We start from the raw sequence: 14,026 nt of genomic DNA, 5'->3' as shown, positions 1-14,026 counted from the left end.
ATTATTCTCCCACAGCTTTACGCAACGATAAGGGCATTTGTTTTTTGAGCTGTTGCACCAAATCGTAAATATGGTGAATATTTAAACTTACTTTAGCACGTGTGCAAGCCACGTAAAGCAATCTTAACTCTTCATCACTAATTTTATGGTCTTTTTCGTTGACCTTAAATTGATAGTCATCTTCGATATGCACCCGATCCCATTCCAAGCCTTTGGCTTTATGGGCGGTTGAAATAATATAATCGGCATGCTCAATCGGGCTGATTTTGGCTAAGGCACGTTTCAATGGATCTGTACCGTGATCATCCACCAATTTCACCAAAGGTTTAATGTCGCTGCCGTCATTGGTTTCGCAATATTCATGCACATCATGCCATGAATTAAACCAAGCCAGTTCAGGCACATCCGTGACGCGTTTACCTTGCTTGAGCATGCTTGCAGCATCGACAAAACGGTTCAGTTTGACATGATCGGCTTGTAAGCTGACTTTGTCGCCATGCACTAAACCGGCCAGCAATAACTCCATCGCCCGTGCATTGGTGCGGCATAAAATGGCATCACGTTGTTTGGTATGTGGTTTATTGACCACTTTGGAATGCAGATGTGGATTACCCAATAAAGGAACCGTTTCACTTAACGCGCCCAAAATGGCATTGGCATTTAACGCAATCTCTTCACCAAAACGAAATGAGGTGGTTAAGCGAGATTCAGGCAAAGGGAGCTGTTGCATGGCATTGACTGCACCGCGCCATGCATAAATTTGTTGATGCGCATCACCGACATAAATTACTTGGGTATTTCTTTGACGCAGCAAAATACCGAGCATCAATGGGTCAGCATCTTGTGCTTCATCAAACAACACATAATCGGTTGGAATGTTGGGTTCAGACAATGCCCACAGTTTTAGATAAATATCGTGACCAATACCCGCTTGATGGTTTGGATCAATTGATTCTAACCAACGTCGTTCAATGGCGGGATAAAGATGCGTCTGTAGTTCAGCAATATCATCGGGATGTAACCAACTGGGTGCTTGAAGATGGCGTGGTGCTGGATATTGCGAACTGGTGGAACAAAAATAACTCACCGCATTGGCAACCAGACTGGCCAAACGACTGGGCATCATGACATATTTTTCGTAACGTCCACCCATCATTCGGCGTAAGGTAATTGGCTGGAGTCGATATTCTTTGGCGATGAAACTCGGGCTTAAACGTGGTAGACGTAGTTTATCGGTCACGCCACGTGGCACACTACGAAACGCCAGCGAGTGAAAGGTACGACAGTCGACATTGCGATGAAATTTACTTTGTGCTTCTGATGCAATGGCTTTGTTAAACGCCAGATACATACCCCGCCGTTCAGGCATGGCGTCACTGATCATTTGTAAGGTGGTGGTTTTACCTGTGCCTGCATAGGCAATCACTTTAAAGGATTTGCCTAAACGCGCGTTGTCGATGGCAATCGCTTGCTCATAGGTGGCGCTTGGTTTTTTGGGATCAGACACAGGCATCGGCTTAGTGTTGACGATTGGCTTTTTCAACCAAACCCGATAAGCCTTGGCGACGCGCGAGTTCGTTTAAAATTACTTGTGGTTCAATGTCGAAATAACCCAGCATCACAATGGTGTGAAACCACAGGTCTGCCACTTCATAAATTAAATCGTTTTTATTGTCTTCTTTCGGCTCAGATTTAAAATCTTTTGCGGCAATAATGCTTTCAATACTTTCTTCGCCGACTTTTTCTAAGATTTTATTTAGGCCTTTATGATACAGCTTGGCCACATAAGATGAGTCTGGATTGGCTTTTTTGCGTTCCGCCATCATCTGGCCTAAATAATCCAAAATTTCAATTTGTTCAGATTGAGCCGTTGAGGCATTCATCGCAAGGGTATGTGGATTCGCCGATTTTTCCGCATAAATTTGGCTTGGATCTTTCAATTGTGCATCGACTATTTCCCAACCATTTGCGGTTAGTTTACGGTAGAAACACGATTCACGACCGGTATGACAAGCAATGCCACCGTGTTGTTCAATTTGCAACACAATCACATCGGCATCGCAGTCTAAACGGATTTCATGTACGGTTTGGAAATGACCCGATTCTTCGCCTTTATGCCATAATTTTTGGCGTGAACGGGAAAAGTAAACCGCTTGATTTTTTTCAGCAGTTAAAGCCAAAGCCTCACGGTTCATCCATGCAACCATCAGTACACGGCCAGTTTGATGATGCTGTGCAATGGCAGGAATAAGACCTTGTTCGTTAAATTTTACTTCATCGAGCCATTGCAAATTGTTCATGATAATTTCACCAAAAATATGTTCAAAATTTAAAAGAGCGAATTAAAATCGCAACGACATAGTGTACGTGATTCGCACTGCTTTGAGAAAAAAATATACGCTGCATCAGCATAATTGCACTTTATCTCTCATTAATATTAAAGCTTTTAAAAATAGCGTGCTTTATTTTTTATGCATCAAAATAATTGAAATAGTCGCGGATTTAAATACAAGATGCAGCTCACGCGATCAGCAAAGCTGCGCTTAAACCAGCATTATAAATCTTGCATAAACTGAGGAAAATTTTGTTTTTCGACCATTTCTAAAAATTCATCCCCCAAACGCTGACTTTCAGCCACACACTGGTTCCACATTTGAATGCGTTGTTTTTGCTCTAAACCTTTTAAGGTGAAATCTTTACGATCGGGTAAACGTCCAAGGGGTAAGGATTGCAAATAGTCTTGCGAAGGTGAAAGCAATAATGTTCGCGCCTGATTTTCAGGGTTGGCTTTACGATTTTTTAACATTTTGTCGAACCAACCCGGTGTAATGCTGTCACTAAAATGCGGATACAGCACAATGCCTTGGCTTTCAAAGGGCAGGTCAATATGATAGTCAATTAAACCCCCATCACGGTAACTGCCTTTGGGTGCATCTGGAATATTACGAATAGCTGACATGACACCCGGAATAGAGGCGGATGCCATTAACCAAGGAATGGCATTGTCGCTATTTAAAGTTTGATAATGGGTGACAAAGTCATCAATGACTTTAAATTGCTGACCTGATGCCGGTTGGCTAATCACCCGTTGCATAAACAGGCGATTGTGCTTACGACCGAGTGCATTACTGCCAATAATACCTGCCACAGAGGCCAGTAAAGGAAGAGCCAAATCACTTTGGAAAATGTGCTGGGCTTTAATTGAAATCACTGCGAGATGATAGTCAGGATGATCAATCAGTTGTTGTTCTTGACCTTGAATCAGGTCAATCAACATGCATTGGCAAATATGCGCGACTTCCTGACGTGACATTTTTTTATGAAAAGATAGATTAGTATATAAATTAGATAAGCGTTCAGTGCCTTCTTTTGCACCCCAAGCCAAAATACTGGCAAAACGCCAACTGCCAATCGATGAACCAATCAGGGTTCTGCGCTGTGGCGCTTGGGCAAAAAAATCACCAAAAATGGCTTGGTCTAAACCTTGAATACCAATCCCTTTTGGGCCACCTGCCGCACCGGGAACAATATCAACTTTCTGTGCGTGTAAACCTTCTTTTTCAATCAGTTGGCGTGCAAGGTGACCTGCACGAATCGTCAGAGAAGGGCGGTGTTTTTGCAGAATTTGCGTCATGGTCTAGGATTAAATATACAAGTGTGTTGTTATTTTAAGTTGCTATGCCTTAGCGACAATGGCGATATCCATCACTTGTTGACTGGTGAGTCATTACACAAAACAGCCTGATCATTTTCATCATCAGGCTGCTAGAGGTTCTAAATGCGTATAAACTGAGTTATTTTGCGATGCGCCAAAGGGCAAGGATGCTCGAGAATACAATCAGCAAGATTGAGACATACCACGGTGCAATAATGGCAATAGATAACAAAATTGCCATAATGCTACCGAATATCCAACTGCGTTTTTGCTGATGTTCCATTTGCAAACGCATGCTTTGGAGTTCATTCAGTTGTTTGGAGTGCCAAGCGGACTGATTTTTTAAACCATTAAGGCTGTCAATCATCAGGCTAGGCAGGTCTTGCGCACCGAGGAGTAAATCTGGAATTTGCTGACCCAGTTCTTTCATATTTTTGACTGGACTCATATTGGCTTTAATCCAATCGGTCAAAATCGGTTTCGCCAGTTTCCAAATATCCAGTTCTGGATACAGGTCTGTGCCTAAACCTTCCACATGCACCAAGGTTTTTAAGAGCAGCATCAATTGTGGTGGAATTTCCAAATGGAAACGACGTGCAATATCCATCACTTGAATCAGAATGCCGGCAAAATCTAGTTCATGCATCGGTTTCGAGACCATTGGCCCAACCGTACGACGCATTTCACGTGCTAAAGCATCTTGATCAGTGCCCGGTGGAATCCAACCCGCTTGATGCACCACCAGAATCAGTTGCATGAAGTTGCTGTTCATGACCGCAAGTAACATGCGTGCCACGGTCATCTGGTCGTGTTTAGACAACTCACCCATAATGGCGCAATCCAGTGCAATAAAGCGTGGATTGCTAGGGTTAATCGTTTCGACAAAGACGTTGCCTGGATGCATGTCGGCATGGAAAAAGTTGTCACGGAAGACTTGGGTAAAAAAGATGGTTAAACCTTTTTCTGCCAATTCCGCACGATTCATGCCCATTTTATCAAAGGTTGCGATATCGGAAATCGGCACACCGGTGATGCGTTCCGCCACCATGACATCTTTGCTGTCCATATAGACTTCAGGCACATACATCATGCTTGAGCCAGTGAAGTAATGGCGCATACGACGGGTGTTGTCGGCTTCTAAAGTCAAATCCAATTCATTGAGAATGATTTGACGATAGTTCTGAATAATTTCCGAAAGATGTAGCGCCCGTGCTGCTTCTAGGCGTTTTTCTAAGGCTGCACCGAGCCAATCCAGAATTTCAAAATCATGTAAAATTTGTTGACGAATATTGGGGCGCGTGACTTTCACCACCACTTCACGGCCATCATGCAAAGCAGCGGTATGCACTTGTGCAATTGAGGCAGCGGCAAGTGGTTGCTCATCAAAACGAGCAAACAGGGTGTTTACATCGGCTTTTAAGGATTCCTGAATCCGCATTTTGGCAACATGATTGTCAAATGGTTTGACGCGATCTTGTAATAACACCAATTGCTGTAAAACTTCAGGTGCAATCAAATCACGGCGGGTAGAGAGCAACTGGCCAAGCTTAATTGCAAGTGGTCCCATTTCCTCTAAAGCGAGTTTCAGCTTGAGTGGATTTTTACGCTCACGACTCGACCATGCCGCAGGGTGCATGCGAATCAGGCTTAACGCATGACGAGCTTTTTCTGGTAGTTCTTCCGCAGGAAACAACGTGTCGAGTCTATAGTGCGCGGCAATGCGCCAAAGTTCGAGTAAACGTGAAACGTGCGGAATCATATATGTTATTACCTAATCTTGAGGTGAAGCAGAAGTTGCAGCTGCATCAATGTGTGCTTGAAGTTGTTGAATTTTGGCTTCAGCACGATCTAAATTTTGATTGAGAATGCGCGTATCTTGATTTAAGTCATCCATTTGCCAGCGTGGGGCAAATACAGCTAAATCTTCTTTTAAGGCATCTTCAGCAAAGAACAAATGGCTTTGCAGTGAGCGTTTTAAATGTTGCGGGACGTGTTGAATTTTACCCAGTTCATGTGCAAGGCTCGGGCCAATCCAAGGACTTAAATGTGCTGCTAAATCAGGTTCGGCTTGTTGCATGATCCGTTGAATATCTTGCAACAAGTGATAGTCACCTTGCAGTGGGATATTACCGACATCCTCGGCAAACAGTAACTTTAAAAGCTCAACTACATTTTTAACGTGTAAGGTGGCCGTTGCTTCAGAAAGCTGTTGATTTTGATCAAATGGACGTTGTTCAAAAATAGATATTTTTTCACTTTGCCCTGTGACGGTAGGTTCAAGGCGAACTTTGTCTTGGTCAAAAAATACATCGACAGACAGTTGCGGGGTATCAATGACCACACGCAACATTTTGCCTTGCAGCGCATTCAGTTGGATACGAGTAAGCGCATCCAAATCAATGACATGATGAATGAATCGTTCAACTGCACCTAGTGCCAGAATCGACCACATAGCGTAAACCCTTACAGTTTAAAGCCGCGGTGAACCGCAACAATACCACCGGTTAAGTTGTGGTAATCACAGTTTTGGAAGCCTGCCTGTTCCATCATGCCTTTTAGGGTACGTTGGTCGGGGTGCATACGAATCGATTCTGCTAAGTATTTGTAGCTTTCTGAGTCATTTGCAATGATTTTTCCCATGATTGGCAATGCCGTAAATGAATACAAATCATAAAGCTTAGAGAACGGTTCAAAGACTGGTTTAGAAAATTCTAAAATCAGTAAACGACCGCCGGGCTTAAGCACACGGTACATGGCCGCAAGCGCAGCATCTTTATCGGTCACGTTACGTAAACCAAAGCTGATGGTCAGCAAGTCAAAGCTGTTGTCTGCAAATGGCTCTAAAGTTTCAGCATTGGCTAAAACGAAATCGACATTGGTACAACCAGCATCGATTAAACGGTCACGACCCACATTGAGCATGGATTCGTTGATGTCTGAAAGAACGACATGACCTGTAGGGCCGACTTCACGGCTAAAGACTTTGGCTAAATCGCCTGTACCGCCTGCAATATCCAGTACATGCTGACCACGACGTACGCCAGACATATTAATGGCAAAGCGTTTCCATAGACGGTGAATACCGAATGACATCAAGTCATTCATGATGTCGTATTTGCTGGCAACAGAATGGAACACTTCAGCGACTTTCTGTGCTTTATCATCACTACTCACGGTTTGATAACCGAAGTGTGTGGTTGCACCGACGTTGCCTGTATTGGCACCACGTGGCAGATTATATTTAGGTACTGAACCTGTAACAGGGGTATTTGTCAGCTGTTGTTGTAAGGATTGTTGCTGACCTTGAGCAGTACCTTGTGGAAGCGGTTCGGTTAAGAAAGGACTTACTTTGTCTGTATTTGGTGCCGACTCAGGGGTAGAGGTAGGCGTTTGATTTTCATTAGACATAGAGTCACTCCTAACATAAAAATAGGGTTAATGTTGCAGTGCATGCATGATGACAGATTCTAAGACGTTGTACAGCAATCAGCATGCAATTGTTATGAATAATATACAGAAATCTATTCTTTATTTTAATTCACAGTTCGATTTGTTATTTCCACAACAGCATCATTGATACTGAAATGGATTTGGATCGGCTGCATGAACTTGATGGATAATTTGGCGTTCAACCGCAGTGAAATCTTTGACGAATTTCTCTGCCGACTTTAACGGTTTCATCGCTAAAAAGCCATCCTGCATAAATTCATACATCACTTGAAAGTTGTATTTACTGGCTGCACCTTTACACATTTTAAATGCGGTATAGACCATAAATGAGCGCATATATTGATCTAAACTCAAGCCCAATTGGTCAAGTAAATCCAGCTGTTGAAGGCGTTGTTGCCCTTGATCCAGTTTAAGGTAGGTCAAACGCATCATTTCATCGGTTAACTTTTCATGTGGATGGTAGTCTTTGAGCAATTGTATCGCGACTTGCTCATCCAGTTGTACGGCTAAAATAGCCAAAGAAACGCCTGATGTGCCTGTTCTGATGGCATTTTCAGGAATTAATTTTTCTGCTTTATGCGCATATTTCATTAAACGCGCAATTTGCCCCGCCAAAGCGTCAAAATCTGAACCGCCATATAAGCGATTGAGAAAATACTCAGACATTAAAATATTGTGCTTTTCAGCAAATTGTCGTAAATGCGTGCTTTGCATGCGCACTTTTTGCCAAGCTTGCACGTCTTGTAAACGCTGAAAAATGTCAGGATTTTGATGGTAATTCAGTTGATAATATAACTCTAATAAGTCATCCAATGCAGCCAGTTTTGACATCAAGCATCTCTATTATTTTTTAGATGGTTAAATCTTAGAACGAGATTGGCAAACTCGCTATGACAATCTGTGATAAAAATGACTAAAAAGAAGTCAGTGTGATGTAGAAAGAAGCAATTTTACGCAACATAAAATGTATATTTTATGATTCAGCGTTGTTCTATGCTTGGATATACTGAAATAAATACAAGGATTTGGAAGCCATATGTCTATAGAAAAAACTGAAAATCAGCTGTTGGATGAAGCTCAGCTGTCCTTGAATTTGATTGAAGCACAATATTTTTTAAAAAATACCCGCGACCAAAAAAATGCCAAAAGTTTGGTGATTTTAGTCAATGGCATTGAATTGGCGGGTAAGGGCGAGTCTGTTAAGCAGCTACGTGAATGGGTCGATCCACGTTATTTGCGGGTCAAGGCAGATGCACCCAATATATTTAAGCAAAATCAAACTTTTTGGCAACCGTATGCACCCTTTATTCCCGCGGAAGGGCAAATTATGGTGATGTTTGGCAATTGGTATAGCGATCTGTTAATCACGGCTTTGCATGTTTCCAAACCATTAGATGAAACGCTGTTTGATGCCTATGTCGAGGACATGCGCAGCTTTGAGCAAGATCTAAAAAATAACCATGTTGATGTGGTGAAAGTCTGGTTTGATTTGTCATGGAAATCTTTGCAAAAACGATTAGATAATATGAAGCCGAGTGAAGTACATTGGCATAAACTGCATGGTTTAGATTGGCGTAATAAAAAGCAATATGACAATGTACAAAAACTGCGTCAGCGTTTTACCGATGATTGGACCGTGATTGATTGTGAAGATGAAAAATTACGTGATCAACAATTTGCCCAACATATTTTACGTGCTTTAGAGCATTGCCCAGAACATTTAAGCCAAAACAAAACCAAGTGGAAACAGGCAGCCGTTCCAGAGCCTTTATTAGCGCCAGCAAATAAGTCGGTCAATCAGGAAAACTATAAAGCGGAATTTAAAAAACTGTCGCTTAAAGTGGCTGAAGCACTGCGCTTTGATGATCGCAAAGCGATTATTGTCTTTGAAGGGATGGATGCTGCGGGGAAAGGTGGTGCAATCAAACGCATTGTAAAAAATCTTGATCCACGTGAATATGACATTCATACCATCGCGGCACCTGAGAAATATGAATTACGTCATCCCTATTTATGGCGTTTTTGGACCAAATTGCAGACCGATGAAGATATTACCATTTTTGACCGTTCTTGGTATGGTCGGGTCTTGGTCGAGCGGGTTGAGGGTTTTGCCAATGAGGTCGAGTGGCAACGTGCTTATGAAGAAATTAACCGTTTTGAAAATGATTTGGTCAACAGTCAAACCGTGGTGATTAAATTTTGGCTTGCCATTAGTAAAGATGAGCAGGAAGTACGCTTTAAAGCGCGAGAAGAAACACCACATAAACGCTTTAAAATTACTGCAGATGACTGGCGTAATCGTGAAAAATGGGACGCTTACTTAGACGCTGCCGCAGATATGTTTGAGCAAACCAGCACCGTGCATGCACCGTGGCATATTATTGCCACCAACGATAAATATATGGCGCGTTTAGAGGTATTGCGAACCATTTTAAAACAGCTGAGCGCAGATTAAGCGCTCAGCAGAAAGATCAGTCTACTTTGAGGGTCAACGACTGATAACGCTGTGCTTAACCGACAAGCTGAGCATTTTGTTTTTTTTGAATGTCTTTGGCAAGGCTGTAACATTCTTCTACATGCGCTGCTGCGACTTTTTTCATGACAATATAACCTAAACTTGCGGCAATAATTTGTCCCCCTAAAGGAATGAATTTAGTCACTTGTTTGGTGATAACTTTAGCGGCAACATTATTGATGGATTTTTTAACCGCAGTACGTGCAATCACCAGTCCTGAGAACTCGACCCCTCGTTTGCGCAGTTCTTGCCAATGTACTTGTTTGGTCTCGGGATCGTAGACACTAATTTGTTCGGGTGCTAAACCAAAGCGCGCATTCACTTCTGGAATGAGTTGTGACAAAATTCCGACATCGATAACAACATCTAGAAATGGGACAGGTACGACAGCAGCACCAGCAGAAATGTAAGCTCTTTTTTGCACCAGTTCTAAGCATTCTGCACGAATGATTTCTAAATCTAATGCTGGGTCTATTGAGTCTGGAATTTTATCTATTTTCATAATCTAAATACCTTAAACTTCGTGTTGGTTTTTCTATTTAATGACTAAGGGGTAAAATGTCAAAAGACCCTATTAAGGTACGAATTTCAAAGCATTTTTGAATCGAACCGAAATCTCAAAGTGACATAGACAGATGCAGATGTATAGTAAATAATTTTTATGCTTTTGTAGGCATTGTATTTAAAAAAAGAGTGGAGTAGGTAATTCATGGCAATTCATGTGATTCAAAGTCAGCGTATTGATGTGCTTGTCCATGCCATGTTGACGACCGTGAATAAGCCTGCTGCAACGCCTTTTCAGGTACTTAAAACTCAACATTTTATTGTGCCTTCGCATGCGGTTGAAGCATGGTTAACGCAAAAATTAGCAGAACAAAAAGGCATTAGTGCCAATACCCAATTTCATCATCGTATTCGCGGCTTTCAATGGTCAGCTTATCAATGGGTGTTGGTCGAGCAAAAAGAACAGGTTCGTAAAGCCAATATTCCACGCATTATTATTAAGTGGCGCATCTTTCAAGCCTTAAAAACTTTTATTCAAGCGCAGCAAAATCCTTTAACCCCAGATCATCCTTTATATTCGATTGTACAGCGCATTTATGACAGTGCTGATCGTTTAGAACAAGGGGTGGAAAAGCAGCTGAAAAAGCAAGGCATGCTGTATTGGGTGGCGGAACAAGTATCACGCTTGTTTAGTCATTACATGGAATATCGTGGGCATTGTCAGAAAAACTGCCCAGCCAATTTATGTAACTGTCCAAGCAATTGGTTGCAGGCATGGGGACAAAATAAACAACTGCCGATTGAACAGATGTTTTTTAAAACCAATACTGAAATTTCTGCATTTACTTTAAATCAAGCGCATGAATTGGAAGCATGGCAGCGTTGGTTATGGCAGGAAGTTTTTCATCAAGACTTTGAGCAGATGCAAAGTATTGATGCCATGTTTTGGGAAATTCTGGATCATCCTGAAACACGGCAAGCTGCCTTAAAAAAATTACCGTCCCAGTTGGTGATTTTTACTTTGCTGGATTTGCCACCCATGCAACTGGCATTTTTACGCCGTTTGGGGCAGTACATTGATATTTATATTTTGCACTACAATCCTTCGCAAGAGTATTGGGCGGACAGTGTCGATCCAAATTGGAAAGCCCGTTATGACGTTGGGGTAAAAGAACGTTTTATTGCTAAAAACCCGCAAGCCAGTGATGCGGACATTACAAAATTCTTTCAGGAATTTACCTTAAATTTTAATGCGGAACAGCGTGAATCACGCCATCTGTTATTGACGCGTTTTGGTAAACAAGCACGAGATCATTTTTCCTTATTATCCAACTTGTCTTCAGGCGAAGATGGCATTTGGGCAGATGCCTTTGTCGATGATTATGCAAACCATTTATTGGCTAAAGTGCAGTCTGATGTGTTGTATTTGGTTGAACCCGAACAGCAGCAATATGTATTAGATGAGCAGGATGATTCGATTCAGATTCATGTCTGTCATTCCAGTTTACGTCAGCTGGAAGTTTTAAAAGAGCAGCTGATTCACTGGTTGGCACAAGGCAGTAAAGACGAGCCGCGCAGACCCAGCGATATTTTGGTATTGAGTCCAAGTTTAAGTGAACTAGAACCTTTAATTCGTAGTGTGTTTGCGCCACCACCCAGTGAACGCGATCTGATTCAGCAAAAAACAGGCAGTAGTCATCAACTGTCCAGAGACAGTGTGTATCTGCCGATTAAAATTGCAGGGGTCACTCAGCTGGATGCGCTGAATGCTTGGACAGCAGTTTTGGGGCGAATTGAACTGATTCAAAGACGTTTTAGCATTGAAGATTTTGCCGATTGGCTGAGTCTGAGTGCAACCCAGCAGCTTTACGGTTTAGAAGTCAATGCAATTGAACGCATCACGGAATTGTTAATTGATGCTGGCTTTAAACGCGGCTTAGATGCACAGCATTTGCAGCGCAGTTTATCTGCAGGTGATGACGACTATCGTTTTAGTTTTAAATTTGCGCTCGATCGTCTGGCTTTGGGTATCGCCATTCCTGAACATACTTTATTTCAAGGCACGCTCAGTTTTGCCAAAGTACTGCCGAGTGATTTTGAATTAATTGCCAAGCTGATCCAGATTTATCAAGATTTTGATGCACGCCGTGACTGGATGACAGCACATGAACAAGGCGAAAGTGTGCCTGTTGAAACATGGCTGAAACGGCTGATGCAGGACATTACTGAATTTGAAGATGCTGGGGTCGAATCTTTAAGCAGTGTCTATAAAATTATTAAAAAACAAGAACGCATGCTGACGCTTGCCAGTTTTTATGATGAGCACGATCATCATGCCTTACGTGCGTTGAGTTTGCCATTGCCGTATTTATTGGCTGAAATTAACAGTACTTTAGAAACACAACTGGAACATGCTGAACCGACGGGGCAAATTACCTTTAGTCAAATTGGTCAGATTCGACCTGTACCTTATAAACTGATTGTGATGCTTGGACTCGACAGTGGTAAATTTCCAAATCGCAGCCAGCATTTACCCTTTGATTTAATGGATTTGTTGAAACCGCAATTGGGCGATCGTTCACGTTTGGAAGATGATCAAGGCGCATTTTTAGATAACCTGTTGTTGGCACAAGAAAGCTTATGGTTATTTTATAATGGCTTCGATATTAACGATGGTGAGGTGCGTGATCCATCAACCGTGTTGCAGGAACTGATTCAACATCTGGCTTTTATTGTGCAGTCGAAACAACCCGATGCTGCGGTGAATGAAACCGTGAATATTCATGGGGTTGACGTAGCAGAACAACTACAATCCCTTTATCACGTGCATCCTTTATTACCGTTTGATCCCGTTGGTTTTGAATCCGTAAAGCCTGTGCGTTATCAGGATCAATGGTTCAGTGTGGCTGGGCAAATTCGTCACGCCACGGGACAACGTGCGGCTTGGGTGAATACCCCATATCAACATCTACAACAAGATGTACAAGTGTTGGATAGCCATCAGTGGATTCAGGATGTGACTTTTCCAGCACGCTTATATTTAAAAACCTTGGGCGTAGACAATTTACGCCCTGAAGATTTACCCGCAGTGCAGGAACCGTTATTACTGGATGGGTTAGGGCGTTATGCTGTACGGCATTTTTTACAGCAACATGAAGGTGAAGCAAAACCTGAATTATTAATGGATCAGCTGCCGATTGGAAAATTGCAACACAGCAGTTGGCACATGAGTGTATTGGAACAACAGCGCTTACAAGATCGCTTGTTGAACTATGCATCTGAAACGACCCCGACGACACAGCAGGTCTGGAAGATCAATGATCAGATTTATATGAACATTCGCCTGCCTAAAAACAGTGCAGAACAATGGGTCAGTCTGGAGGATTCCAGTGCACGTGCCAAGCGTCGCGCCAAAGTGTGGTTAGAATATTTACTTTGGCTGGCGTATTTAAATATGGGCGAGGGTGGTGAAAAACTGACGCGGATTGTGGTGTTTAGTGACCGAACTATTTTATGTCAGGGGGTGAGTTCTAATCAGGCGCGGGAATGGATTTCACACTGGTTAGCGGCGTGGAAATATGGACAAACTCAGCCTTTGGTGTTACCTGCTGCTTTGCTGCTGAAAATTGCTGAAAAAGATAAAGTGCATGACTGGCAAGCCAATGAGCAAAATCAGATGTGTATTGAAGATATGGAAGTGATCTATAAAGATTGGCATGAAGATGGCAAATTTACAGGTTTTTCGGTTGCCGATAATGAAGCGACCAAAATGCACCGTGACTGGCAATTTATTTTACAGGAACAAGATGCCACCGCTTTGCTTGAACAGGCTTGCAAACAATTTTCCTATCAGCTCTATCAGCCGGTCTTTTGGCATCAATCTGTGATTGAGGAATAAAACA

At 42.4% G+C, this 14,026-nt stretch carries 10 protein-coding genes; 2 read left to right on the top strand and 8 right to left on the bottom strand.

All coding sequences use genetic code 11. The features are described 5' to 3' along the window. Position 1 precedes the first annotated feature (1 nt). The 7 genes from B9T30_RS04290 to B9T30_RS04260 all read right to left on the bottom strand — a co-directional run bounded on the left by B9T30_RS04290 (position 2) and on the right by B9T30_RS04260 (position 7,936). Positions 2–1,507, bottom strand: coding sequence for a UvrD-helicase domain-containing protein (locus B9T30_RS04290; RefSeq protein ID WP_086184000.1), 1,506 nt, complete (start codon positions 1,505–1,507; stop codon positions 2–4). Between the two features lie 10 nt (positions 1,508–1,517). Then, positions 1,518–2,300, bottom strand: a complete 783-nt coding sequence (gene hisIE / locus B9T30_RS04285; protein ID WP_086183923.1) for a bifunctional phosphoribosyl-AMP cyclohydrolase/phosphoribosyl-ATP diphosphatase HisIE — start codon at positions 2,298–2,300, stop codon at positions 1,518–1,520. Between the two features lie 254 nt (positions 2,301–2,554). Further along, the gene (locus tag B9T30_RS04280; protein WP_086183922.1) at positions 2,555–3,634 is read right to left on the bottom strand and encodes a patatin-like phospholipase family protein; all 1,080 of its coding nucleotides are present in this window, start codon (positions 3,632–3,634) and stop codon (positions 2,555–2,557) included. A gap of 160 nt (positions 3,635–3,794) precedes the next feature. Next, on the bottom strand, positions 3,795–5,414 hold the full coding sequence (locus B9T30_RS04275) for an ABC1 kinase family protein (RefSeq protein WP_086183921.1): 1,620 nt from the start codon (positions 5,412–5,414) through the stop codon (positions 3,795–3,797). 12 nt (positions 5,415–5,426) lie between these two features. After that, positions 5,427–6,107, bottom strand: a complete 681-nt coding sequence (locus tag B9T30_RS04270) for an SCP2 domain-containing protein (RefSeq protein ID WP_086183920.1) — start codon at positions 6,105–6,107, stop codon at positions 5,427–5,429. An 11-nt stretch (positions 6,108–6,118) separates the two neighbouring features. After that, positions 6,119–7,063 carry a bifunctional demethylmenaquinone methyltransferase/2-methoxy-6-polyprenyl-1,4-benzoquinol methylase UbiE gene (gene ubiE / locus B9T30_RS04265; protein ID WP_004650003.1) on the bottom strand — a complete coding sequence of 315 codons (945 nt, stop codon included), beginning with the start codon at positions 7,061–7,063 and terminating at the stop codon, positions 6,119–6,121. Between the two features lie 162 nt (positions 7,064–7,225). Beyond that, positions 7,226–7,936, bottom strand: coding sequence for an FFLEELY motif protein (locus B9T30_RS04260; protein WP_086183919.1), 711 nt, complete (start codon positions 7,934–7,936; stop codon positions 7,226–7,228). A 205-nt stretch (positions 7,937–8,141) separates the two neighbouring features. On the opposite strand from B9T30_RS04260, the gene B9T30_RS04255 reads away from it, so the two are divergent. After that, the gene (locus tag B9T30_RS04255; protein ID WP_086183918.1) at positions 8,142–9,560 is read left to right on the top strand and encodes a phosphate--AMP phosphotransferase; all 1,419 of its coding nucleotides are present in this window, start codon (positions 8,142–8,144) and stop codon (positions 9,558–9,560) included. 55 nt (positions 9,561–9,615) lie between these two features. On the opposite strand, the gene B9T30_RS04250 is transcribed toward B9T30_RS04255, so the two are convergent. After that, the gene (locus B9T30_RS04250) at positions 9,616–10,122 is read right to left on the bottom strand and encodes a hypothetical protein (RefSeq protein ID WP_086183917.1); all 507 of its coding nucleotides are present in this window, start codon (positions 10,120–10,122) and stop codon (positions 9,616–9,618) included. Between the two features lie 207 nt (positions 10,123–10,329). On the opposite strand from B9T30_RS04250, the gene B9T30_RS04245 reads away from it, so the two are divergent. After that, on the top strand, positions 10,330–14,022 hold the full coding sequence (locus B9T30_RS04245; protein ID WP_086183916.1) for an exodeoxyribonuclease V subunit gamma: 3,693 nt from the start codon (positions 10,330–10,332) through the stop codon (positions 14,020–14,022). The last annotated feature ends 4 nt before the right edge of the window (positions 14,023–14,026 follow it).

The organism is Acinetobacter sp. ANC 4973 (assembly GCF_002135275.1).
In the GTDB taxonomy this organism is placed as follows: Bacteria; Pseudomonadota; Gammaproteobacteria; order Pseudomonadales; family Moraxellaceae; genus Acinetobacter; species Acinetobacter kyonggiensis.
Note: the sequence above shows the minus strand (reverse complement) of the source record. Positions and strands in the feature narration are given on the sequence as shown.

Coding starts and splice junctions, on each gene's coding strand:
- B9T30_RS04245 (WP_086183916.1), top strand. CDS start 10,330: ATGGCAATTCATGTGATTCAAAGTCAGCGTATTGATGTGCTTGTCCAT.
- B9T30_RS04250 (WP_086183917.1), bottom strand. CDS start 10,122: ATGAAAATAGATAAAATTCCAGACTCAATAGACCCAGCATTAGATTTA.
- B9T30_RS04275 (WP_086183921.1), bottom strand. CDS start 5,414: ATGATTCCGCACGTTTCACGTTTACTCGAACTTTGGCGCATTGCCGCG.
- B9T30_RS04270 (WP_086183920.1), bottom strand. CDS start 6,107: ATGTGGTCGATTCTGGCACTAGGTGCAGTTGAACGATTCATTCATCAT.
- B9T30_RS04260 (WP_086183919.1), bottom strand. CDS start 7,936: ATGTCAAAACTGGCTGCATTGGATGACTTATTAGAGTTATATTATCAA.
- B9T30_RS04255 (WP_086183918.1), top strand. CDS start 8,142: ATGTCTATAGAAAAAACTGAAAATCAGCTGTTGGATGAAGCTCAGCTG.
- ubiE (WP_004650003.1), bottom strand. CDS start 7,063: ATGTCTAATGAAAATCAAACGCCTACCTCTACCCCTGAGTCGGCACCA.
- B9T30_RS04280 (WP_086183922.1), bottom strand. CDS start 3,634: ATGACGCAAATTCTGCAAAAACACCGCCCTTCTCTGACGATTCGTGCA.
- hisIE (WP_086183923.1), bottom strand. CDS start 2,300: ATGAACAATTTGCAATGGCTCGATGAAGTAAAATTTAACGAACAAGGT.